At 51.1% G+C, this 21,404-nt stretch carries 18 protein-coding genes and 1 other annotated feature; of the genes, 5 read left to right on the forward strand and 13 right to left on the reverse strand.

The features are described from left to right. Positions 1–219: 219 nt before the first annotated feature. Both madM and madL read right to left on the reverse strand, forming a co-directional pair. Positions 220–984, reverse strand: coding sequence for a malonate transporter subunit MadM (gene madM / locus ACFWUL_RS09040; RefSeq protein WP_416177048.1), 765 nt, complete (start codon positions 982–984; stop codon positions 220–222). A 15-nt stretch (positions 985–999) separates the two neighbouring features. Beyond that, positions 1,000–1,395: a malonate transporter subunit MadL gene (madL, locus tag ACFWUL_RS09045; protein WP_297021469.1), complete on the reverse strand. Its 396-nt coding sequence runs from the start codon at positions 1,393–1,395 to the stop codon at positions 1,000–1,002. 377 nt (positions 1,396–1,772) lie between these two features. Between madL and ACFWUL_RS09050 the strand changes: the two genes are divergently transcribed. Both ACFWUL_RS09050 and ACFWUL_RS09055 read left to right on the forward strand, forming a co-directional pair. Beyond that, positions 1,773–3,524, forward strand: coding sequence for a histidine kinase (locus tag ACFWUL_RS09050; protein ID WP_416177049.1), 1,752 nt, complete (start codon positions 1,773–1,775; stop codon positions 3,522–3,524). A gap of 87 nt (positions 3,525–3,611) precedes the next feature. After that, positions 3,612–4,364: a LytR/AlgR family response regulator transcription factor gene (locus ACFWUL_RS09055; RefSeq protein WP_297021475.1), complete on the forward strand. Its 753-nt coding sequence runs from the start codon at positions 3,612–3,614 to the stop codon at positions 4,362–4,364. A 318-nt stretch (positions 4,365–4,682) separates the two neighbouring features. Here ACFWUL_RS09055 and ACFWUL_RS09060 read toward each other — a convergent pair whose 3' ends face one another. Further along, positions 4,683–5,861 (reverse strand): hypothetical protein, encoded by a 1,179-nt coding sequence (locus ACFWUL_RS09060; RefSeq protein WP_416177050.1) that lies wholly within the window; start codon positions 5,859–5,861, stop codon positions 4,683–4,685. 53 nt (positions 5,862–5,914) lie between these two features. Next, positions 5,915–6,208: a binding site (T-box leader), on the reverse strand. 191 nt (positions 6,209–6,399) lie between these two features. Here ACFWUL_RS09060 and ACFWUL_RS09065 point away from each other — a divergent pair. Beyond that, entirely contained in the window at positions 6,400–7,473 is a 1,074-nt protein-coding gene (locus ACFWUL_RS09065; protein ID WP_416177051.1) for an IS630 family transposase, read from the forward strand. A gap of 276 nt (positions 7,474–7,749) precedes the next feature. Then, entirely contained in the window at positions 7,750–8,826 is a 1,077-nt protein-coding gene (locus ACFWUL_RS09070) for a hypothetical protein (RefSeq protein WP_288781659.1), read from the forward strand. Positions 8,827–9,026: 200 nt separating this feature from the next. Here the strand turns inward: ACFWUL_RS09070 and bioA are convergent, their stop codons facing one another. The 3 genes from bioA to ACFWUL_RS09085 form a co-directional block, all read right to left on the reverse strand. Continuing rightward, positions 9,027–10,379: an adenosylmethionine--8-amino-7-oxononanoate transaminase gene (gene bioA, locus ACFWUL_RS09075; protein ID WP_416177052.1), complete on the reverse strand. Its 1,353-nt coding sequence runs from the start codon at positions 10,377–10,379 to the stop codon at positions 9,027–9,029. A 99-nt stretch (positions 10,380–10,478) separates the two neighbouring features. Further along, positions 10,479–11,153 (reverse strand): dethiobiotin synthase, encoded by a 675-nt coding sequence (gene bioD, locus ACFWUL_RS09080; protein WP_297022624.1) that lies wholly within the window; start codon positions 11,151–11,153, stop codon positions 10,479–10,481. A 74-nt stretch (positions 11,154–11,227) separates the two neighbouring features. Next, positions 11,228–11,803, reverse strand: a complete 576-nt coding sequence (locus ACFWUL_RS09085) for a biotin transporter BioY (RefSeq protein WP_297022622.1) — start codon at positions 11,801–11,803, stop codon at positions 11,228–11,230. Positions 11,804–12,373: 570 nt separating this feature from the next. Here ACFWUL_RS09085 and ACFWUL_RS09090 point away from each other — a divergent pair. Continuing rightward, the gene (locus tag ACFWUL_RS09090) at positions 12,374–13,714 is read left to right on the forward strand and encodes an IS110 family transposase (RefSeq protein ID WP_416177053.1); all 1,341 of its coding nucleotides are present in this window, start codon (positions 12,374–12,376) and stop codon (positions 13,712–13,714) included. A gap of 295 nt (positions 13,715–14,009) precedes the next feature. On the opposite strand, the gene yfbR is transcribed toward ACFWUL_RS09090, so the two are convergent. The 7 genes from yfbR to ACFWUL_RS09125 form a co-directional block, all read right to left on the reverse strand. Continuing rightward, positions 14,010–14,600, reverse strand: coding sequence for a 5'-deoxynucleotidase (yfbR, locus tag ACFWUL_RS09095; RefSeq protein WP_416177054.1), 591 nt, complete (start codon positions 14,598–14,600; stop codon positions 14,010–14,012). Beyond that, positions 14,597–15,406, reverse strand: a complete 810-nt coding sequence (thiD, locus tag ACFWUL_RS09100; protein ID WP_416177055.1) for a bifunctional hydroxymethylpyrimidine kinase/phosphomethylpyrimidine kinase — start codon at positions 15,404–15,406, stop codon at positions 14,597–14,599. Before thiD ends, yfbR begins: the two co-directional genes overlap by 4 nt. 1 nt (position 15,407) lies before the next feature. Next, entirely contained in the window at positions 15,408–15,881 is a 474-nt protein-coding gene (locus tag ACFWUL_RS09105; protein WP_297022614.1) for a SixA phosphatase family protein, read from the reverse strand. A gap of 74 nt (positions 15,882–15,955) precedes the next feature. Continuing rightward, positions 15,956–16,633 (reverse strand): hypothetical protein, encoded by a 678-nt coding sequence (locus ACFWUL_RS09110; protein ID WP_416177057.1) that lies wholly within the window; start codon positions 16,631–16,633, stop codon positions 15,956–15,958. Then, positions 16,630–18,039: a DUF2157 domain-containing protein gene (locus ACFWUL_RS09115; protein WP_416177058.1), complete on the reverse strand. Its 1,410-nt coding sequence runs from the start codon at positions 18,037–18,039 to the stop codon at positions 16,630–16,632. Before ACFWUL_RS09115 ends, ACFWUL_RS09110 begins: the two co-directional genes overlap by 4 nt. A 451-nt stretch (positions 18,040–18,490) precedes the next feature. Then, positions 18,491–19,984 carry an ISLre2 family transposase gene (locus ACFWUL_RS09120; RefSeq protein ID WP_416176748.1) on the reverse strand — a complete coding sequence of 498 codons (1,494 nt, stop codon included), beginning with the start codon at positions 19,982–19,984 and terminating at the stop codon, positions 18,491–18,493. A gap of 213 nt (positions 19,985–20,197) precedes the next feature. Next, entirely contained in the window at positions 20,198–21,265 is a 1,068-nt protein-coding gene (locus ACFWUL_RS09125; protein ID WP_416177059.1) for a formamidase, read from the reverse strand. Positions 21,266–21,404 lie beyond the last annotated feature (139 nt).

Here is a 21,404-nt window from a genome sequence, read left to right on the forward strand (position 1 = left end):
TTCTTTTATAACAAGAGAAATGAAAGTGTCAGCAGCTCAGGCTGCTTTGTATACAGGTCTCATATTTTTATTATAGCCCCTTCTGAAATTGGTTTTCAGGTCCGGGGTACCCACCGCGGGCACCCCGTCCCCGAAAAGGAAGGGAATCATTCCGGCTCGGCTCCCTGTGAGAGGCGGGAATGTAAATTCCCAGGACCGCCTCCCCGGAATGGGAAGTCCTCAGAAAAACAGGGTAGTGAGGAAGTAGAACACCGATGGGAAGAGCAGGCATCCCAGACCGGTATAGAAGGTAGCCGTCATGGCTGCGTAGGGCACAAGCCTCGGGTTCACGGCTGCCATACCGGCTGCAGTGCCGGAGGTGGTTCCCATGATGCCGCCGAAAGCCATGGCAGACTGGGGGTTATCAATGGACAGCGGTTTTGCCACGAAAGGCGTTACCACCATGACCAGTACCGATTTCACAACGCCGGCAGCGATAGAAATCGCAATGACTTCAGAGGAAGCGCCCAGGGCGGCCCCGGTAACCGGTCCTACCACGAAGGTGGCCACGCCGGCGCCGATGGTGACAAGGTCCACGGCACTGGTGTATCCCAGGGGATAAGCCACTGCAATGCCTGCTACGAGGCAGACAAATTCACCGAAGAACAGGGAAGCCACGCCGCGCCATCCGATTTTCTTGATTTCCCGAAGGTCTGCACCGAAGGCAGTGGAGACGATGGCGAAATCCCGGAACATGGCGCCGCCCACAAGACCCATACCTGCAAAGAGAGGTATGTCGGCAATCCCTTTATGTCCACCGGTAGTGACACCGCCGATATAGGCCAGGACCAGGCCCAGGAAAATGGCAATGGCGCTGCCATGGATGCGGCCCTTGGTAAGGCCCGCCAGTTTATAGGAAATATACATGACAATGCCCAGCAGTGCAAAGGCAAAAACCATGCCGTTTTTTACGAAAAGTTTTGTAATGATTGCTGCAAGATCCATGATTTTCTGCCTCCTTTACTTCTGGTCTTTAACCACTTCATCATCCCTGGCCCAGGCTTCCCCATGGCCCTTGGAGAAGAATGGAATGGCCAGATAGCCGATGACTACAGCCAGTACAGCGCCTCCGAGAGCGACGATGCCGCCGGAAAGAGCAGCTGCCACGTTCTGGATGGAACTCATGGCTACAACGATGGGAATGTACATGGCACTCCAGAATTTGATGCCCTGTTCTTCCGGGGCTTTCATATATCCCTTCTGGATGGCCCAGGTGGAAGCCAGGATCAGGAACAGCATGGCGAAACCTACGCCGCCGATGTTTGCATTAATTCCCAAAAGGGCCCCCAGTACATCGCCCACGAAGTTTCCGGCCAGATAGCAGCAGGCAAGCAGTGCAACACCATAAACAACCATAATAACACCCTTCCTTTCCTTCGAAAAACGGCTCCTTCTTTCCCTGATTGCCCTCCGGGAAAGGTCTTGTCCGCTTTTCAAAAATTTGGACCTGACAGGCTTCCTATTTGTTATAATAAAATCAAATAGGCCTTATCAAAAATCCTTTTGTTTTCTTCGGCTTTAGTATACCCGCTTTTCTTTAAAGATTAAAATAAAATTAGCCAAGATGCGGAAAACAGGGGGTAAGATGCGATAGAAATGCATGAATTCCCCAATTCATAATTTTAGGCGGAAATTCATAGAAATTATTGATAATTTCTATGATATATCATAATTTATATATTATGTATTGTGACTGATCGGATTTTTCTGTAATTTCAGAAAGGATGATTTCTATGAATGCCTCCTGGGTCGTAGGTGTCCAGCATGTCTGGTTCGGCATTTCCATCTTCCTGCTGCTGCTCCTCCTCATCTGCCGGACCACATTTTTCAGGGAAGCCATTTCCGCCAAGCACTTCAGCCGGAAGCACACCATCCTCTTTATCATCCTCTTCTCCATCATGTCCATCTGCGGCACCTACTGGAACGTCAGTGCCGGCGGCGGCATCATCAATTTCCGGGCCGTCGGCATCATTCTGGGGGGCTTCGTGGGCGGCCCCATCGTAGGGACCGTGACCGGCCTCATCACCGGCTTCCACCGGGCCTTCTTCATCCACACCGATGCCGCCTTTATTCACGGAGGCCTTTCTATTCTCCAGGGCATTGCGGCCGGATTTCTTTCCAAGCGGCTGAAGAGCCACCACCAGCAGCTCTGGCTTTGGGCTTTCATCGATGCCCTGGTATTGGAGCTCCTGTTCTGGATGTTTTTCGCCTTTCTCACATTCCCCCAGTCCCTGGAACACCCCTATGGCTTTTTCAGTCTCTCCCTGCCGATTATTGTAACCAATACCATTGCAGTAAGCCTGTTCTACATGGTCATTGAATTCTTCATTCACCAGCGGGATTCTGAAAAGACACAGACCACCCGGACCACCTTCGACGCGGTGGCCGGCCTCTTTGCCACCCTCCATGACGGATTCAACAACACGAACATTTCCAGCATTGCGGAGCTCGTGACTTCCTCCCTGCCCAACCTCACATGGACTGCTATTTCCTACAAGGACCAGCTCTATATCCATACCAATTACCAAAATGAGGCAGATAAAAACCAGGGGGACGCGGAAATTGCCATACTGAAACTGCAGAAAAAGCTGCCCGACATGCCCCACCTCATGACCCTGCCTGTGACATACCGCCATGAACCGGTGGGCTACATCATCGCCGCCAAGAGCAAAGGGGATACATTCACGAAGATGGGCATCGAATTTCTCCACGGCATCTGCCATGTCATGGAAGCCATCTATGAATACGACAAAATGAAGGAAGAGGAAAACCTGCTGGCGGAAGCGGAAATCCGGGCTCTCCAGGCCCAGATCAACCCCCATTTTCTCTATAATACCCTGAATACCATCAGCTACTATGTGCGGAGCGACCCCGATACGGCCAGGAAGCTCATCCAGTACCTGTCCGACTATTTCCGGCACAGCCTGAATAACCCCTCCAAACTGATTCCCCTGTCCGAGGAACTACACGTCATTGAAAGTTATACGGAACTGGAGCGGGCCCGTTTTGGGGACCGCCTGAAAATCACCTACGATTTTCCGAAGGATAAGCTGGACACCATCCAGGTACCGCCGCTGCTGCTGCAGCCTCTTGTGGAAAATGCGGTAATTCACGGCATCTTCAAGCGGCCGGAAGGCGGGAAAATCAAAGTAGGCCTCATTGAGCATCCCAAATATTATAAAATCTACGTCCTCGATACAGGGGTCGGCATGTCGCCCAGAAAGAGGAAAAAGCTCCTCATCGACCACAAGCGGCGAGACCAGATCGGCCTTATCAATGTGCACCAGCGGCTTCTCTCCCTCTTTGGGAAATCCTGCGGTCTCCATATCGTAAGCAAAGAAAACAAAGGCACCCTGGTTTTCGCCAATATTCCCAAGATTGAGGTGCCAAAGAAACGGGCAGCAGATAAAAGGGAGGAGCCCCTCCAGAAGCCCATCGTCCTCCATCCCTTAGTAAAGGAAGAGTCCGGTACTGCTAACGGATAGAGACATTCATGCGGTGACTCTGCCCATAAGCATGCTAACCCCTTAGACACAAAATCCTGTAAATACATTTTATAAGAAAGGAACACCATGGAAGAAATCAATGCACTGGTAGCGGATGATGAACTCCCGGCCCGGGGAGAACTGAAGTATGAACTGGCCTCCATTCCCGGCGTCAGAATCGCAGGGGAATGTGCCAATGGAAAAGAGGTCCTGGCATTCCTCAAAGTTCACCCCAATGTGGACATCCTTTTCCTCGACATCGAAATGCCCATGATGAACGGACTGGAATGCGCCGAGAAAATCCTGGCCATGGACCTGCCCCTGAAAATCGTGTTTGCCACAGGATACAGCCAGTTTGCCCTTCAGGCCTTCGAACTGGAAGCTTTCGACTACATCCTGAAACCCTATTCGGAGCAGCGGATCCGCCGTATCATAGAGCGTCTGGAAGACAGCCTCACTCTCCGCCGCCAGCATATGGTGCCGGGAGAAGTAACCGCCAACTCCCAGAAAATCGCTATCCAGACAAGGGATAAGACTCTCATGATTTCTCCGGCCCAGGAAATCGTACTCATTTCTACAGAAAAATCAGACCGTTCCCTCTTCTATACCACCAATGGCATCGTGGAATCCCGGATGACCCTCCGGGACATCGAAAGCCTCCTCACGCCTCTGGGATTTTTCCGTACCCATAAGGGATTTATCGTAAATCTCTCCATGATTCATGAAATCGAGCCCCAGGACAACGGTACCCTCCTTCTCACCATGACCCGCTACGAAAAGCAGAAGATTCCGGTGTCCCGGCACTATATCAAGGCGTTTAAAGACATACTGCACATATAGCCAATTGCGGTTTGACGAGCTGTTGGAGGGTTGGCGGTTGGCATGCTTGCGGATAGAGTCACTCGCATGGAGCTCTTAGCTTCTAGCGGCTAGCTGTTAGAAAGGCTGATCCGCCTGCGGCGCTTCCACCCGGTATTTTCGTCGGTCATTCGTGCCGTAGGCTGGCCAGCTTTCCTGAAAGCTAGCAGCTAACAGCTAGAAGCTCCGCACGAATGACTCTATCCATCAGCGTCGCCCCAACAGCTCGACAAACTGAAATATTCCCACGCAAAAGGACCGGGAAAATGAATTCTCATTTTCCCGGTCCCCTTTATATGCTCAGGCGCGGACCGCTTCGGTCTGCTCCTCTTCTTCCGTTGTATTCACAGATTCTTCCTTTTTGAAGATCTTGTACACACCCACCGTCAGGAGAGGCAGGAGGAAGAGTGCCATAAAAGCATAGGCCAGTGCCATGTAACCCTTGGCGATGAGATCGATGATTCCCACCTGGGCCAGGGCGATGGACGCAGCCATGATGACCACCGTGGTCAGTCCCTTGTTCCTGCGGGACAGGGCAGGCCGTCCTTTTTCAGCAAGTCCCTTGTCTACCCGAGCCAGGAGGGCATGAATCATACCGGTAGCCGTTTCGATAAGGGTCCATCCCATGATGAAGCTGAAAGCCACCATGAGCCAGGAAGGAGCGCCGCTTTCCTGCATCATCACCATCCAGGGCACCTGGGCACCCAGCACTTCTTTAGACGGATAAAATCCCATGACAGAGAAATAGGTGAGGAACCAGGGAATGGTTGCCAGAAGGCCGGCCACGATGCCGCTTACCACAGATTCTTTCCGTTTCGTCTGTTTCTTCACAGTAAAGAAAGATGCCGGGAATACGACGAGATTGCAGGCCATGTAGAGAAGGCCGGTCCACAGGGCGTGTCCCATGGTGGCATCCGGTACATAGGAATGGTCAGAAGAAGCCATGACTGCGGCAATGTTTCCGGTATGTCCGGAAATGACGAGGACCGAGAATGTAAGGTAACCCACATAGAGGGCCACGGTGCCGAAGGTCTCAAAGAAGGAAATCACCTTTTCCCCGTAGAAATTGAGGAGCCCTGCCACCACCATGATACCTACCACGCCAAACCAGTGGGAAACGCCGAACATCTGCTGCACCACAGCACCGGTGGCGGAAGACATGACCGCCAGGATGATGACCATGAATACCGCATAAACCAGGTCGAAGACCCGGTAAAGGGGGCCTGCAATGGCTTCAATAAAAGACTTGTAATCGTATACATGGTACAGGCGGATCAGCTCATAGCAGAGAACCGCCACCAATGCAAATCCCAGCATAATGCCCAGACCCGCATACCAGCCATAGGCGCCGAATTTCGCACCGTACTCCACGATTTCCCGGCCCGTGGCATAACCACCGCCAATCATGACGGACTGCAGCACAATACCTGGAAGAAGATATTTCCCCAGGTTCCCATCAAACATCGAAGATACTTTCATAATAACCCTCCTTCAATATTCGGCAGGGCAATCAAAAAGCCCCTGCCACAATAGACAGAGGCGGATGTTCCGCGGTACCACTCTGATTTATCACTCAGACACAAAGCATAAAGACGATGGAAAAAGAAAAACCCCTGTCCGAATGATCGGACAGGGGCGAAATCGCGGTACCACCCTGCATTATACTCATATGTCATAGTCCTGTAACGGGCACTCCCGCTTTCCTTACTGCTGCTTCAGGAAAGATGCTCCCAAGTGATTGTCCATGACCCGTGTGTACCGGCTTTCACCATACGCCGGCTCTCTGGGACATCGTCAGCCATGTCCATCTTGCTCATCGCTCTTTATGGGCTATTATAGCACCATGAGACCCATTGTCAAGGAAAAACTGATTTTCGGTGCCGAGGAACAGAGTCACCGGCATGGGGCTGCCAGCTCCTAGTGTCTAATTTCATAAATAATAGATTGTATTGCCGGACACAGCAAATAATGGTATACTTATTCCAGATAAATGCAAATTGCAGGGGGGGATAACGTTATGCCAAAAGTTGCTAAGCAAATACGCTGCTCCGAAAGCAAACGCATAGAACTGCATAAAATCGTAAACTCTCAAAAAACAGAGCATCGCATTGTAAGACGTGCAAAAATGGTTCTTCTATGTCTTGATGGAATGCAAATCAAGGATATCGCGGCTAAGTTGGGGGAACGCCCCAATACCGTTAGTCTTTGGCGGAATCGTTTCGCTGAACAGGGCATCCCTGGGCTACAGGATAAGAAAAGGCGGGGCCGTACTGCTCAATATGGACCGGAATTCCGCGAAATGGTGTTAAATAAGCTGAAGGAAGCGCCTCCAGACGGGTTAGCACACTGGGATGGTCCTACACTGGCAAGAGTTCTGAATGTCTCAAAGGCTGCCATTTGGCGACTTATGAGAAAGGAAGGAATACAGCTGGCAAGGCAGCGTTCCTGGTGTGTCAGTACTGATCCGGAGTTTACTAAAAAGTCTGCTGATATCGTGGGGCTTTACTTGGACCCGCCAGAGAATGCTGTCGTAATCAGCGTTGATGAGAAACCATCGATACAGGCCTTAAGTAGAGCCCAAGGATATGTACTTACTCATAACAAGAAAATTGTGCGCGGGTTGAAAAGCACATACCGGAGGAATGGAACAATAAATTTATTCGGTGCACTGGAGGTAGCTACCGGACAAATTTATGGAAAGGCAACAAAGAGAAAAACCAGAGAGGACTTTGAAGAATTTTTAAATGACTTATTGAAAAGTGAGCCGGGTGGAGACAAAGTGCAATATCATGTTATTGTCGATAATTACTGCACGCACAAGCGCTTAAACGACTGGCTGGAAAAGCATCCTAATGTCCATTTTCATTACACACCAACGTCAGCGAGCTGGCTGAATGAAGTGGAAATATGGTTTAACATTATGTCGCGAAAAGTGCTCCGAGGGGCAAGTTTTGACTCTGTTTCGGATCTCGTGTCAGCGATTAAAAAGTTTATTGCTGCCTACAATGAGCATGCAGAACCGTTCCGCTGGAAAAAACGTGAGGTCAAGGGTTCGCAACTTAGGGATACAATCGGAAACTTACGAAATTAGACACTAGCTGTTAGCTGTTAGCTTTCAGGAAAGCTGGCCAACCTACGGCATGAATTCTATTCTGGAACATGGGACGGAAAGCGCCGCAGGCGGATCAGTTTTCCTGGCAGCTAGAAGCTAAAAGCCAGCAGCCCCGTGCTAATGACTCTATCCATAAACACCCCAGACCGCCTTCTGTTATAATACATATAAAACTCTGTATTCCAAGGATGTGATTTCTTGCAATCCCAAAGCAGCATAAAGGCCTCATCCACCATCCGTCCCCATTGGGTGCTTATGATGGTTACCTTTCTGTACATACTCATTAATATTACCCACCCGGAACTGAAGGGAGAAGCCATTGCCTGCTCCATGGGCCTCTTCATCTTTTACACCTGGCGCCGAATCCTGCTGATTCTCATCACCGCCGCCATAGCCTTTGCCCTGGTGTTCTTCTTCCCTTTCCTGGCGCCTGTGGCCTTTATTCTCATGGTTATCATCTTCATAGCCCGGCTCAGCTATATCCTGAAAAACTGGCGGGCCGTGCTGGCAGGATTCTACATGTATGCCCTGGCCTTCGGGTTTGCTTTCTATGGTTCTGTATTTGGAGGATTGATCTGGGGCTTTTCTTTCTATCATTACCGGTTGAATGGTATAGAGCCCTTTTTGGGGTACCAGGGCCTGGAATATACCCTGGCCGCGGTGGCAGCCCTCTTTTTCACGGTCATTTTCCATTTTATCATGCGCTGGCTCTATCGCCACCATTATACCCTGCAGCAGGCCCTGCCCATTATGGGAGTGGCGCCGCTTCTTATCCTCCTTCTCTTCCTCCCCTTCATCAAAGCCTTCGACAGCTTTGAAACGGGAGTGGATACAGTGGATGCCGGCGGCCATTCCTTCGATGGCATAGATGGAAGCGGGCATACCGTGGATACAGTGGATTTCGGCCATACCAATATGGACGATTTCAGCCATCCCGACATCATCCATCATGACTCCATAGATGCCGGCAGCCACGATGTCTCCGACGCTCCCGGCGTCCACCACACCCATGATTACTTCCGTACCGGTCCCGATGGGGAAGTGCAGCATGTCCACGGCTATGAAGCCACGAATCCCGATGGCATTCCGGAAAATAACTATTCCTACCACGGGGATTCCTATGCAGACAGCACCGATGGCTCCATCCCCTCTGATGCCATAGATGCAGCTCCCATCCATGGCACTGAAGGTCCTCTTGCAGAATCCCCGGCAGATACAGCCCTTCTGGCAGGCACAGAAGGGGCCATGGAGAAGGAACGCAAAGAGCAGAAAGAAAAAGAATTGTCCCTGGACGATGCCATCCGGCATAACAGGAATGACAGTCAGGGATAGTATGAAGAGCCTCTCTCCATGCTTGTTGTGACCCCCCCGGCGAATGTATGCTGATGGGTAGAGCCACTGGCACGGAGCTGCGAGCTGGCAGCCCCCGCACATGTGACTCTGTCCATCAGCATAAAAACCGTCTTCCCCAATAGTCATGCAATCAAAAAAGAGAGAAAGCCTGAATGGCTTTCTCTCTTTTTTATGACCGGTTATTCTCCCAGCACCGCATGAACCGCTTCGGTGCAGAGTTTCACTGCCTTATCCATATCTTTTCTTTCTATGGTAAGGGGCGGATTGAAGTAGATAATATCTCCCATGGGACGAAGCACCAGTCCCAGGTCCATGGCTTTCCGGAATACGTGCCAGCCGATTCTCTTTGCGGGGTCGAAGGCCTTCTTCGTCTTCGGATCCTCCACCAGCTCTATGGCATTGATGAGGCCGATGTGCCGGATTTCTCCCACATTCTTGTGGTGCCCCAGGGCCTTCATCAGCTCTTCGTGGAGATACTTTCCATCTTCATTCACCTTTTCCAGGATGTGGTCCCGCTTCATGATTTTCAGCACTGTCAGTGCAATGGCGCAGCCCATGGGGTTCCCTGCGTAGGTATGGCTGTGGACGAAAGCCTTGTGGGTACCGTAATCATCGTAGAAAGCGTCGTATACCTTGTCGGTGGTGATGGTCATGGACATGGGCATGTACCCTGCGGTAAGTCCCTTACTGGTGCAGAGAATATCCGGGGAAACGCCGGCATGTTCGATGGCAAAAAGGGTACCGGTGCGGCCAAAGCCTGCTGCAATTTCATCATCAATGAGGAGGACACCGTACTCATCGCACAGTTTCCGCAGCTTCCGGAGATACTCCGCCGGATAGATCCGCATGCCTGCGGCGCCTTGGAGAATCGGTTCCACGATGCAGGCCACCGTTTCCTTCCCGAACTTCTTGAAGGCCTCTTCGGCATTTTCAAAGCATTCCACATTACAGGTTTCCCTGGTCTTTCCATAGGGGCAGCGGTAGCAGTCAAGTCCTTTGAAATGGATATTGTTCATGAGCATGGGATGGAAAATCTTCGCATAGAGATCCATGGAGCCTACGGACAGGGCGCCGATGGTTTCGCCGTGATAGGATTCCGGCAGGCACATGAACCGTGTCCTTTCAGGATGTCCCGTCTGGTACTGGTACTGGAAGGCCATCTTCAGGGCCGCTTCCACAGAGGAAGAGCCGTTGTCGTGGAACGTAAATTTCGTGAGTCCCTTCGGCAGGAGGGGTTCCAGTTCCCGGCAGAGCTCAATGGCCGGTTTATGGGTAAAGTTCGTGAAAATCACGTGTTCCAGCTGGTCCACCTGTTTCTTCAGGGCTTCATTGATTTCCGGATTGCAGTGGCCCAGAAGGTTGCACCACCAGGATGAAATGATATCCAGATACGCCTTTCCATGGGTATCGTACAGATAGACTCCCTTACCATGGTCCACCACCACCGGTGGAAATACTTCATTATCCTTCATCTGCATGGCCGGATGCCAGATATATTTTTTATCTTCCGCTTCCCAATCAATTGTAGACATGCTTTTCTCCTTTGATTACACGATTCATACACATGGAATGATTCCGTTTTCTAATGGCTCCCTCTCACCAGGATGCCATACCAAACGATGTCGGAGCTCTTATACTTCTGCGTAGCAGGCTTCCAGAACCTTCGGGTCGCAATGGAGGAGGGTATCTCCCTTCTTTACCCGGTCAATGACCTTCACTCCCGTGATTTCTTCGATCATGGCCACATTGTCTTCTTCCATGACTCCGCCTTTCCAGTTGTTCAGGATAATGCCTTTGATTGGAATATGGCGGTTCTTTATGTATTCGCAGGTGGTCACCACATGGTTGATAGTCCCGAGTCCCGCATCAGCCACCACCAGCACCGGCAGCTTCAGCCAGCCGATGATATCTGTGAGGTAGTAATGGGCCTTCTCATCATGCCGGATGGGGCAGACAATGCCGCCGCTGCCTTCCATGGTGACATAGGGATACTTTTCAGTCACCCGTTTCCAGGCCTTCAGGATGACCTCTTTCTCCAGGGGATGCCCCTCCAGGCGGGCTGCCAGATGAGGAGATACCGCATGCTGGTACAGATAGGAAAGAATCATATCCTCCGGTTCGTGAATATCTGCAAACTTATTGACAAATCCCGCATCCGATGCGGCCACCGTAGGCGCACCGCTGATGGCTGCCTTGTAGTAGCCCGCATCATAGCCGGCCTGTCTCATGGTTTTCACAATGAGAGCGGTCACATAGGTTTTACCGATATCCGTATCGGTGCCGGTAATAAATAATCCTTTACTCATCACAAATTCCCCCTTGCACAAATAGTGAAACACATAAAAAGGGATGGAAAGGAATTTCCTTTCCATCGTTCCCTTTACTCATGAATGCCAAGAGCCTTCACAAGGCGCTTGGACAGGAAAGCGGCCAGGATGCAGAGGCAGATATCCCCCGGCACAGCCAGGAGGAAGCAGTACAGAATGACTGCCCAGACACCGATGGTCTTTCCGATATAGAAATTATTGATGAAATACACGTACACCATGCCGAAGAGATAAACCACGGCCAGACCGGCCAGGTTGGCAAAAAGGACCTTGCCGAAGGACCAGGAGCCGCTCATTTCCCGGAGTTTACCCGTGAGCCAGGCACCGGCAATGAATCCAACCAGGTACCCGAAGGTGGGCTGGAAAATATAGGAAGGGCCGCCGCCTTCTGTAAAGACTGGAACCCCTACGAGGCCCAGAAGCACGTAGAGTGTCACGGAAAGGGCGCCCCGCCGGCTGCCAAGGATCAGGCCTGCCAGCGTGGTGAAAAGGAGCTGCAGCGTAAATGGACACACCGGCACGGGGATCCGGATAAAGGCCCCGATGGCAATGAGTGCCGTAAACAGCCCAAACAGCACAATTTCTTTTGACTTTCCCTGTTCCCGTTCCAATGCATTTTCTCTAACCATGTCTCTCGCCTCATTGTAAACAATTTGTTACTATATCTCTGCATACATAGTTTACATATGAATATAATATAACAACTGTATCGAGTTTTCAACGTTTACAATTAGAATGAATGCATTGGATTTAAAAAAGAGAGTTGGGGTCCTGCGGCTTCGCCGCATTAATTCAGCCTGCGGCGCATCCGTCAGCAAATCCATCGTCTGGCAGCACAGCCGGTCCCTTGGAAGGATGCCAGATGACCGCGGCGAAGCCGCTTAGACTCAACTCTCTTCACTCAATTAGAGATTGGGCGCGGTGCGCCACTGAATATCAAAGAAACGGGAGTTGTCTAACATCACTTTCTATTGGTTTTATCCCCTATTTGGGTACATACTTATGGTGGATGGGCGGATATACTACATAAACCCGTGGAGCTGAGTGGTGGAGCTGTGGCAGCGACTACCCCGTTCAATTAAATATGGAGATCATTCTTTGGAATTGAAAATTGGTGCCGCCGGGTTTTGGCCCGGCAATAGAGCCCGTAAGCTTATATCTTTGTACAATCGTCTCGATTGATTCAGAATGATCAGTCAATGTCCGCTACATTCACCTTTACTTCTTTATTTATCCTTATTGTAGAAAGGAGGAAAGATGCAATGCATGAACGCATGGAAATTGGTGACAGAAATGAATATATTCATCCCATATGCTGTGGGCTCGATGTCCATAAGAAATCAGTATTTGCAGCCGTCTTTATCTATGACAATAGTGACAGTCCGGTTAAATATTATACCGCCCAGTTTACTACGTATCCCAAAGACCTGAAGAAAATGACTGATTGGATCATTTCCAAAAACTGTCATGATGTATGTATGGAGTCTACCGGACAATACTGGCATCCAATATATGATGCAGCGGAAGAAGCCGGATTACATCCCCTTGTGTCTCATCCCAAGTACACCAAACCATTAAAAGGTAAAAAGAGTGATCCCGCTGATGCAAAATGGATTGCAAAATCCTATGCCAGTGGACGTGTGGTTGCAAGTTTTATTCCATCAAAAGAATTCAGAATCATGAGGTCAACAATCCGGTACTGCCAGAAAATTCATAATGCAATGACTGGAGAGAAAAACCGCATACTGAATTGCTTAACCGGGGAAGGCATCAAGCTTGATGTTGTTTTTTCAGATGTATTTGGGAAGACATCAAGATCAATCATTGACTATATGCTTAATCATCCTGGTGAGAAATTTAATGTGGCCCCATTCATTGGAAAACGATGCAAGACGCCAATCCCTGTTATCCAAGAGGCAGTAGCAAAGGCATCATCTGTAGATATATCTTCTTTGTCCAAACTCAAAGTGGCCTTCAGCAGGTTAGACAGAACTGTGAAAGATGAAGCAGTGCTCAAGCAGGACGTTGCAGAGAGAATGAAACCCTATGCTCATCAGCTGGAGCTGATCAGGACGGTCCCAGGATTTGACAGGGACCCATTTACCGCTATGCGGGTGCTGGCAGAAATTGGTCCGGACATGAGTGTATTTCCTTCGGCCAGACATCTTTGTTCATGGGCAGGTGTATGTCCGAGCCACGATTCAAGTGCCCACAAGGTAAAAGGCAGAAAAATATCCCGGGCAGGGAAATATTTGAAACCGCTGCTGGTTAATATTGCCAGATCAGTTGTACGTTCAAAAGACCACCCGGAAATTACAAGTCGCTTTAACCGTATAAAAAGCAGACGTGGTTACATGAAAGCCATCATCGCAATCTGTAAGATGTTCCTGACTGCCATCTGGCACATCTTAAGTAAGGACGAGCCTTACAAAACTGACGGCTACATGACTGCGAAGAAGCCTAAAAAGGCTAAAAGGGTAATGACGAGGACTCAACTCGCTGAATACCTTGCTTCGCAGGGGATAACTGTTGTTGATTGACAGCAGCAATCCGTTAACCACGTCCGGTTCATAAAGAACCTAAAGTTATTATACAACAGCTTTAGGAGGGAATAACCCCGAAAAAAATTAGATTTTCCAGGGGCTTTATAAAGTTACCCCAAAAGTAAGCTTGTTGTCGGGAGCTTATGTTTCAAGCTTCTCAACTCTTTCTTTTCTCCCGGAGAGCCTATCCGGCTCAACGTTCAAGTCTGAAGACTCATGCCCCACCGGTTTACACATCCCCCCATTCTCACAAATCCCACGCAAAAAGCTTCGGGAATCATTCCCGAAGCTCCTATTTTACATTGCTGTTCAGTTCATCCAGGGTCTGCCGGAAGCTTTTTGCGAAGTGGTCCATGAACCAGTCCACTTCCTCCAGGTGCAGGGCCCGAAGCTTTTCTTCCGTAGACTTGAAGGCCTCCTTGAATTCACTGTTTCCATCCCTGATTTCTTCCATGCACTTCAGGTAGGCACTCATGGTATCCGCCGCCTTGGCCAGAGGCCAGAGGGGATCCTTTTCCATATCCACCACGAATGGCCTGTAAGACGGCTGCAGCTCATGGGGCAGTGTACGGAGAAGCTTCTCCCGGGCCTGGTCCTCGATTTTCTGGTACTGGTCCCGAAGGTCCTTCGTGAAATATTTCACCGGCGTCGGCATGTCTCCGGTAAAGACTTCACTGGCATCATGGTACAGCGCCAGGAGTGCCGCCCGCTCCGGGTCCAGGTCTTTATGGAAAATTTCCCGGCCTATGACCGCCAGTGCATGGGCAATCATTACGGTCTGCAGTGTATGTTCCGCATCATTCTCTGGGATGGAATTTCTCATGAGACCCCACCGGGAAATATACTTCAGCCGGGCCATGAAGGCAAAAAACGGATAATTCATTTGATTTTCCCCCACCGGTCACCGTAAAACCAGAAATGGTGCACCGGCCCGTGGCCGTGGCCCACAGAATCAGAAGCAGCCCGTCTGATGGCTCCGGTCATATAGACTTTGGCCGTTCCCACCGCTTCCGCAAGGGAGAGTCCCTTCGCCAGTCCTGCCGCAATGGCGCTGGACAGGGTGCAGCCGGTGCCATGGGTATTTTCCGTTTCTATCCGCTCTCCTTTGAAAAGCGTGAAATCCCTGCCGTCGTAGAGCACATCCTCCGCCTCTTCCACCAGATGGCCCCCTTTGACAAGTACCGCCTTTGGTCCCAGGCCCATCAGTTTTCCGGCCGCTTCTTTCATGTCCTCCAGGTTCCTGATGGCCATGGACGTAAGGACTTCCACCTCCGGGATATTGGGCGTAATCACCGTGGAAAGGGGAATAAGCTTTTTCTTATACACTTCGATGGCATCCTTTTCCAGGAGCACTGCGCCGCTGGTGGCCACCATGACCGGGTCCACCACCAGGGGAACCGGTCCATGGGCAGCGAGGAAATCAGACACCGCCTCCACTATGGGAGCGGAGGAAAGCATGCCCGTTTTTACCGCCTTTGGCGGGATGTCATCGTAAATGGCATCCAGCTGGGCCTTCACCATGTCCACCGGCGTATTGACCACCATGGTAACGCCCTTCGTATTCTGGGCCGTGAGAGCGCAGATACAGCTCATGCCATAGGTGCCAAGGGCGGAAAAAGTCTTGAGGTCCGCCTGGATACCGGCGCCGCCGGAAGAATCGGACCCTGCTATGGTTAATACGGGAATCATACTATTTCTCCTTCTTCAGCTGTTTCAGGGCTGACGTGAAATAGCCGATAAGATGGCCCTGGTTCCAGGACAGGTCATAATCAATGACCGCAATGCCGGCCAGGTCAAATTTAATGGCAGCGCTGCAGGTGGAAAGCAGGTAAGACTGCAGGAAGGGATGGTGGCTTACAAGGGCAATGGGAGATCCATCCTGGATGAGGTGGTTTCTCACCATCTGCCAGTTACTCTGGAGCAGCTCATCGGCCGTATGGATTTCTTCAGCGAAGCATTCCTCCGCCAGGATACCCGCAGTCTGCCGGGTCCTGAGATAGGGGGATGTATAAATACGGATCGGATTTTCCCTGAGGAACCGGCCCAGTATCCGGGAAGCCCGGCGGGCCTGCCGCATGCCCTTTGGCGTGAGTGACCTTTCTTTATTGGGAATTTCATCGGTCTGGGGAACTGCCTCCCCGTGGCGCATTAGAATGATATACATCAGATCACCTTCCATTCGGATTTATTGCATATACGAAGCAGGAATAACGGGTGCACCGCCGGCGGGCAGCATTTCTATTGTCCCCGGCTGGTTTCTATCGTTCTTCCTACGGAATAAATATCTTTATCTTTAGGTCCTTTGGCATATTTCACGTTCAGGTTCTTTCCGATGGTGGTAAATGTCTGCTCAATGGGAGACCCATTAGCCAGCACCTTCGACACAGCCACCCGGCCGTCTTTGATATGGATTACTGCGGTCAGGTCATTTTTCATACGGGTTTCCGTCTTCTTTTCCTTTTCATCCTTCACCTGGACCCGTTCCGAGAGTTCTACCACCGACAGTTTTTTCAGCTGGTCCGGCGACATATACAACCGGTCAGCGGGAAAGCGGAAACGAACCATGCCCTCTGTAAAAGAGGATACCCGGGTAATGATGTACATGCCTCCAGGCTTCACATTGGAGGCTCCTGTGATTTCCAGGAGGCCTTCGCTGTTCTTGTCAAAGGAAAGATAGATTTCCTCCCCCTTTTCCGGAGTCACAGACCCCTTCCAGGGGGCCTCAGTGAGAGGAATGTAGAGAGGCAGGTAATTCCTGCCATAGAAATTACCTCTGAAATCAATGGCCGCCGGCACCTGGTATTCCGCTCCATCCAGCATGACAGACCGGTAATCGCTCCGTATCCATAACAGGGCCGCCGCTTCTATGACAAAGACCAGGGCCAGGAGAATGAGGGCAAACTTTTTACGTATCATTTGTCTTCCTCCTCTCCCGTCTTTTCAGACCTGTGAGCTTTCTTCTTTCTCGTCCGGTGGAGGGGCAGGTACATGACGTAGCAGATAAAGGCCGCCACCACACCTACAGCCAGGAAGAAGATGCCCCGTTCCGTCAGGGTGAGGGCCGAGTCCATGACCCGGATCGCCCCATCCCCGGCGAGGAGAAATACACCTGCCCAGCTCTGGAGAGGCCGGTCCGTCTGGAATCCCCGGGCAATCACCCCTGCCGCCAGTACGCCGGCGTATACAGAGACCACCATGGCAGGGAAGGCGCCGGTGGTTTCAAAAATAGAAATCATGGCGGAAAGACCCATGACAAAGGGCGTGAGCCCCGCCAATACGGACAGCCACTCTTTTTTCAGGGCCATGCGGAACAGGAGCACCCCATCCACCACAAGGAAAAGGAGAAACAGGAACCAGAGAGCATAACTTCCCACAATGCCCTCCCATACGGCCCCATAGGACCCTTCCAGCAGTACCGCAAACACTGCGATGCCGCCGAAGAACCGGAGAGCCTGGGCACCAAGACCGTAGTCCCGGAAAAGGCCTCCTGCCATCCAGGTCATGGCCGCCGCCAGGGAGAAGAACAGGGTCTGCCAGAGCATATTGCCGGCGGACCAGAAAATGAGGAGCAGAATCCCTACGGCCCATACCCAGGAGAAGCAGACCACCGCCCGGTCCCTGTGGCTTTTCAGCATGTACCCCAGGAACGGGAGGGCAAGAATCATATAAATCCAGGAAACCACCTCCGGCCAGCCCCGGACCGGCGCCGTATAGAAGACCCCCACGGACACCGCCATATAGAGGATGCCCATACCGGCGGACCCGGTGACTGCCGTCATAATGAGCAGGAGAAAACCGCAGAGTGCCAGGCCCGTATAGGTGTCGGAGGTGAGGTAAAAGGAATCTCCCACCATCCAGAAAGCGCCCAGGAGGCAGAGTCCATGAAGCACAGCTGCTGCTTCCCGGATAAACAGGGGCACCCGGTGGCGGTAAAGTACTTCTTTCTTCTGTATTTTGGGAGGAGAATCAGGATTTTCTTCTCCTTCCTCCAGCTCCTCTTCCAGCGGGGACGGCTCTTTGGATACAACCGGTACCTTTTTGTCAAGAAATATCACCGCCGCCACCAGTAAGAACGACAGGAAAAGAGGTACAATGGCCATGAGGAACCGCTGGTCCTGGGTAAGCCCATTCCACAGGTTGGCGCAGAGAAAGAACAGGCCTCCCACCAGGCACACCACAGCCAGGATAAAGAAGGCCTCCTTATAGGAAGAAAGATCCTCCTTTTTATAGCGGGAAAGGATTTTTTTCCCCGTTTCTTCTGAAATCACATCATCCGACACCCATTCGGACACTTCCTGCTTCAACCAGCGCCGGTTTGCCATGGAATCACATCCTTATATACGATAAATTATAGAGTTGAAATTTGAGATTTGAGAGTTGAGGTCCCGCGGCTTCGCCGCTAAATTTCTATCCTCCCCTCTTCAGAGGGGAGGGGGACCACGTCGGCGGTGGTGGGGTGGAACCGAGAGTCTTCCGGGTGGCTCAATCTGTTTATACAAAATTCCGGTATTCTCGCTTTGCATGCTTTCTTGAACAGGCAGCCACTCTAACCAGACTTTCGCCATTCCCGGTGCAGCAGTCCCCTGCAGGACCGTCGCCTCAAGGGGAAGGCTCTGTCTGCGGCTTCCCCGCCATTCTCACAAACAGGTTCATTACTATTCTATAACAACGGCGCAGAAAAAATCTATTTCCTTTTGGTAAAAGTATGTGTCAAGGTTTTCTCGGTACTTTATTTGACAGTCGATGTTATCAGGTTTCCCAGCCTCTGCTTTCTCAATAAATCTGTATCGCTTTAGCAAGCTGGCCCATCGGAGTTGAAGTCGCTCCGTATACGCCTATACGGCCTTCCAGGCACCCGGGACGGTAATTCCGTGCGTTCCTGTGCCATTTAGCGTCCCTGGCGGCTTTGCGGTTCGTTTTTACGGCTGCTACGACCGCCTTATGCATCTGCCGGTCCATCTTCTTGTAGGCTTTGCCTGCAGCACAGTAAATCAGGGCTTTTTCCAAAGTGTCATTCTGGGTAGCAGTAATCAGCGTGCCTATTGAATCCATACCTATCCTGCACCAGCTGCGCCCCTGCTTTTTCAGACGGTAGCTATAGCGTCGGTGGTCGCTTTCAGCTGCCCCCAGGTGGATATCGGTTCGGATTCCGCGCTCCCGGATGCCCGGGATATAGTCGGCGTTGCGGCTCAGATAGTCTGCCAGTCTCCGTACCTGCTCGGCCTGTTCTTCTGTTTCTGCGTAGCTGGCAGCCGTATCCAGATATGGCTTCATATCTGTGATGACATTTCTGCTCTTATTCAGTTCAAGCACGAATTTATCGATGAATCCACGTGGGCAGAAGCTGAGGCGGGTCCGCACTTTCTCATTCACATGGTATCTGTCCCGGAAATGGTAATGTGTCTTGCATCCCTCGACAATATTGTCGAAGTCATCGAAATTATATCCTGCTCCGCCATCCCCGTTGGAAAGTACTGTAATCTCGCTCAGATTGTACCGGCCATGCACCCACACCTTGACGAGTTCAAACAGCCTTTTCCTATCCGTTCCAGAGAAGCAGTGGTACCCTGTCAGTCTCGAACGTTTTCCATTCTTCTCGACGCCCTCATAGACCTGGATTCGGTGAAGTTCTATGTTCTGGCCGCCTTTGGTATCGGTGACGGGGTCCGCCTGCTGCTTCATTACAATCCCATCGCCCTCAATAGCCAGCAGCCCGTCCTCCGGTACTCTCTTCTCGGCCTGCTCCATGGCTGCATCTGCTGCTTCGTATTTTCTAACCATTTGGGCGGCAGTGCGGCTGAGATTTGAAACTGTCTGATGTGAAATATCCGTCTGGGTCAGAGTTTTCACGATATGGCTCACATTACGGAACTGGGTAACCTGGGCAGCCTGGGCAATGCGCAGAATCACTCCCATGCTATAGTGACGGGAAGGCAGAAATCCAAATTTCTTATCTAATGGGTAAAATCCCTGCTTTCCGGCCATCTCCAGCCGCCTCCGCTTGTAGGTGACAGGACCAAACAGGCAGTATATGGTTCTGGAATCCCGCCGGGAAATCCGCCACCCCTGAGGCTTGTAGACCCTCTCATACAGCTCCCCATCGATCATTTCGAAGGCCGTCGCCACAAGAAGGCCAAAGAGTTCCGTGAAGAGGTGCCAGAGAACCTGCTCCATGGCCAGTGAATCCTTGGAGTCCTTGATACTCTTGAGAATTTCCTCCTGAATAAAAGGTTTGAAAAGTTCGATATTCTCTGATAAAATGCTCATTGGGAAGAGTCCTTTCTTTTGATTTGTTGCAAGGAAATTATAACATTTCCATCAAAGGGGACTCTTCCCTTTTCTATCCAGCAGGGGAGAAATCCTCTACCGAGAAACATTTTACACTAAGTTGGTAAAATGCAGGATTCCTGAAATATTTTCCACCATAAAAGCTGCCGGCCATGAAGCCCGCAGCTTTCAGGGTACACTATTTATGTTCTTTTATTTCTTTCCGTGGTAGTCCAGCCCCTTATAGTCATGGATGCCATAGGGGTCTGCCCCGGCTTCGGTGCCGAAGCGGCCACCCTTGGTGGGATATCCATAGATAGAGCCGTCTTTGATTTCCATTTCATCTTCCCAGGGGAGCTTGTACTTGCCGGCGGCCAGGTCCTTGATATAGGTGAGGCCGCAGTCCGGTTCGCCGCCGGGTTTTGCCACATAGCCCCGGTGGCCCAGGTTGTAGATGTTATTTTCAAGGCCCCATTCCCTCCGGGCTCGGTCCGCATCTTCCGGATAAATTTCGCCGGTTACGATTTCATAGGGATTCCGCTGGCCCTGGACAAGGGTAGTGCCGTCGTAGTTGCAGATCTGCCCTTCCCCGAAGTAATAGAAGACCCCATCATAGCCAGCCAGGTTGACGGATACGGTGTACATGAGATTCTGCCATGCGTTGGACCGGTTCGTCAGGATCCACTGGTCATTGACCTGGGTACTGTAGCCGGAAATTCGGATATACACGTTGCATCCCTTATAAGCAGCCTCCCTGGCCAGTTCCGGAATCATGCCGTCATGGCAGATGCAGACAGCCAGCTTCGATCCGCCAGGGCCTTCGCAGACCGGCATGCCCAAGTCTCCGGGATACCAGGGTTCGATGGGGTTCCAGGGGAAGAGCTTACGATACTTCAGGCAGATTTCCCCTTTCGGATTGATGATAATGGCGGTGTTATAGGGATTCTTGTCGGGGTCCGGGTTCCGTTCCATAATGGAAAATACACCGTACACTCCTTCTTCTTTGCAGGCTTTGGCAAAGGCATCAGTCTCTTTCCCCGGAATATCACAGAGGAATTCATCGGTGAGCCACTTCGATGTATTCAGGCCCTGGGTGCTGTATTCCGGGAAAATAATGAGTTCCGCTCCCGGATACCCGGCCTTCGTGGCATGGAGGGTCCGTACGATTTCATGGACCTGTCTGTCAATGTCCGCCCGGCTGTTGATGATGGGCACAGGCATCTGGATGGCTGCGACGAGAAAACCATGGCTTGGCTTATTGATACTTCCGATACTGCTCATAAATACCTCCCCCGGGAAGAAATTCCTTCCCAAACAAAATAAAAAATCCGGGAAATAGAAAAAAGGCGCTCGTATTTTTCAAATACAAGCGCCTTTGCTTTGTGTCTTATGTATTCATTCTATGGCGGAAACTTCAGTC

The organism is Dialister sp. (genome assembly GCF_047832375.1).
Classification (GTDB): Bacteria; Bacillota; Negativicutes; order Veillonellales; family Dialisteraceae; genus Dialister.